Genomic DNA, 2771 nt, shown 5'->3' on the forward strand with positions numbered 1-2771 from the left:
CGAAGCCTCGACAGGGAGGATCGAGGCTTCGCCACGTCCGGCAGAGATTGTAGACGCCGGACGTGTCTTATTGGACAGGGTAATAGTAAGGTCATTCACCGTCGAAAGGAGACAGTTTATCTGGACCTAATGTACAGAAATTTGTACGACGCATTGCTCTTGTACACCGAGGTGGGATTTCTAGGGCAAGGTTTCTGGTGCGTTCCCTTGCGCTATATTGTCAGTTCACCCCAGCAGGCCCATGGCCGAATTGGACAAAGCACTTTTGCTTGAAACCCGTCTTGTTTGTAAGACGACGGGCGTGAACAAAGCGTCTGGGAAAATGCGCCGTACGCTATACGACCACGTCAGATAGATCATGTTGCGGATTTTAGACACCCTGTTCACACAAAAACTCTATGTAACAGCGACATGTCGGGCTGACACTACCGCTCTATTCTATGCAGCAAAAGCTACAGAAGGAATGCCGGTATGGGCGTACGTCCGTTGATCGAGAACATGGAATTTCTCCGCCACTTTTGGCATCCGGTCGCGACTCTTGACGAGTTCGAGAAGGCCGACCCGCTGGGCAATGGCCCTATGGCTGTCACCTTACTTGACGAGAAGGTCGTTCTTGCTCGTCTCGACGGCAAGATGGTCGCAATGAAAGACCAATGCGTCCACCGCTCGGCCAAGCTGTCCGGCGGAAAGGTCCAAGGCGACCAACTCCAGTGTCCGTACCACGGATGGATGTACAATGCCGAGGGCAAGTGCACCCACATGCCGGCATGCCCGACGCAAAAGATTTCCTCCCGCGCCAAGGTGGCAAGCTATGAATGCGAAATGAAGTACGGCCTGATATGGGTCCGTTTGGATAGCTCGTGGAACGTGACGGAAATCCCGTATTTCAGCGTCGCTGATGACCCGAGGATGAAGATTGTCGTGCAGGAACCCTACTGGTGGAATGCCAGCGCACCGCGCCGCTGGGAAAACTTCACGGACTTTTCGCACTTCGCGTTCGTTCACCCCGGCACTCTGTTCGATCCGAACAACGCCGAGCCGCCCATCGTGCCGATCGATCGCGTGAAGGGCCAGCTGCGCTTTGTCTATGACACGCCCCCGGGCATGGATGTTCCCGATCAGGCACCCATCGGCAACTTCACCTACCACTGCAGTATGCCGTTCACGATCAACCTGGCCGTTCAAAAATATGTGGGGAACAACCTTCACGTCCTCTTCAACGTGTCCTGCCCGGTGAACGCGAAGCAAACGAAGAACTTCCTGATCTTCGCCCGCGAGAAGAGCTTGAACGATTCGGATCATCCCCACATCGCCTTCAACGACCTGGTCTTTGCCGAGGACCAGCCGGTCATTGAATCGCAGTGGCCAGAAGAGATTTACGACGACGAACTGTCGGTCGTGACCGACAAGATCTCGATACAGTACAGGAAATGGATCAAGGAACTGGAAAACGCCCACGCGCAGGGCAAGGAGGCTTTCGAGAAGGCTCTCCTGACGCCGGTTCTTGAAAGCGACCGGATGCACCCTGAACTGCATGCGGTCGCGGGCTGACGCTCGGCCGGATTTCAGGAGATATCCCAGTGTCAGTCCATTTCATGACCAGTTCTCCCGATGCGCTGCTTCGGGAGTTCAACCGGAGAATTGTCCAGGAAGAAGCGTGGGGGAAGGCGGAAGGCTGGATGCTGAAGGGTGATACCTCCTACCAGCATTCCGAAGACGTGTCGGATATCGGCGCAATGCTTGTGCCAAGCGTCGATGCGGGCACGTTGACCTTCGAACTTCATGCCGACGGCGGCAAAGGCATCCCACCTGACGTGGTCAAGCTGTACTACACGAGGCTGGTGGAAACCTTCCTCCGGTGGATGGACGTGCGCTTTGATGAGGTTCGACTGAATTGAGCAGTCACGAAACCTGTCAGGCGGATAGATTTGGAACGGAAAGGAAGAAAGTTGGCCTTGTATGTGAACACCGCCGAACCGAAGAAGGCACTTAGGGCCTTCAACGCGTCGGTCGGCAATATCGATCAACCTCATGACGGCGCAAGATGGCTGCGACCGAAGAACTCGGACTACTTCACGCATGCGGACCCGGAATGGGCCTACAAGTCCTGGGTGCTGCCCAGTGTCCGCCAAGGATCGCTGATGTTCAACATCATCAGACCCGAGGACCGCTATGTTTCAGTGAAAGCCTATGCCGCCTATCACGCCGAGCTTGTCGGGACGCTGATGGATGCGGGACTGGCGGCCCCCCTGGACATAAAGATGTCGTCTCGATGCGCCGACGGCGACCTCAATGCCTGATCTCAAGAGGAGCGTGGACACACCGATGGCCAGTGCAGACAAGTTCCAGCCTATGCACAACATCTTTTGCGATGATGTGGAGAAACAGAAACAATTTTACGCTGCAATCCTGGGTTGGGACGACATTCCCGATGCCTCTTCGCCGATCTACCGGGTTCTGCAAGGCAACGGCTTCCAGCTGGCCTTCAACGGTGTCCCGGCCTATGAGCTTCTGGGCCTGAAGGATCGTGAGAGACGCAGGACACCAACATCCAGCACCGGCACGATGGTGACGTTCGTGGTTGAAGACTGGGCAACGGTAGATGAGATCGCGCACAAGGTGCCCGAGCTTGGCGGGTCGATCGTCAAGGGGCCGTTTGCAACCTATTACGGGCAATGGCAGTTGGTCTTCAACGATCCGGAGTTCAACATCGCGCGCATCACAGCCATGACCATTCCCGAGGGTGCCGAAATTCCAGTTGTCAACTTCGA

4 protein-coding genes are annotated in these 2771 nt (G+C 55.7%); all 4 read left to right on the top strand.

Annotated elements, in window-relative coordinates:
- Positions 1-471 precede the first annotated feature (471 nt).
- A complete protein-coding gene (locus tag HKD31_RS15755) occupies positions 472-1551 on the top strand; it encodes an aromatic ring-hydroxylating oxygenase subunit alpha (protein ID WP_007396211.1) in 1080 nt (359 codons plus the stop codon).
- A gap of 29 nt (positions 1552-1580) precedes the next feature.
- A complete protein-coding gene (locus HKD31_RS15760; RefSeq protein WP_007396212.1) occupies positions 1581-1898 on the top strand; it encodes a hypothetical protein in 318 nt (105 codons plus the stop codon).
- A 51-nt stretch (positions 1899-1949) separates the two neighbouring features.
- Entirely contained in the window at positions 1950-2300 is a 351-nt protein-coding gene (locus HKD31_RS15765) for a hypothetical protein (protein ID WP_007396213.1), read from the top strand.
- On the top strand, positions 2293-2771 hold a 479-nt coding region (locus tag HKD31_RS15770; protein WP_228120956.1), incomplete at its 3' end, for a VOC family protein. The genes HKD31_RS15765 and HKD31_RS15770, both read left to right, overlap by 8 nt.

The sequence above is a fragment of the Gluconobacter potus genome, from assembly GCF_015244705.1.
Classification (GTDB): domain Bacteria; phylum Pseudomonadota; class Alphaproteobacteria; order Acetobacterales; family Acetobacteraceae; genus Gluconobacter; species Gluconobacter potus.

Bases quoted from the DNA above. Each gene is read 5' to 3' on its own strand.
- HKD31_RS15755 (WP_007396211.1), top strand. From the start codon at position 472: ATGGGCGTACGTCCGTTGATCGAGAACATGGAATTTCTCCGCCACTTT.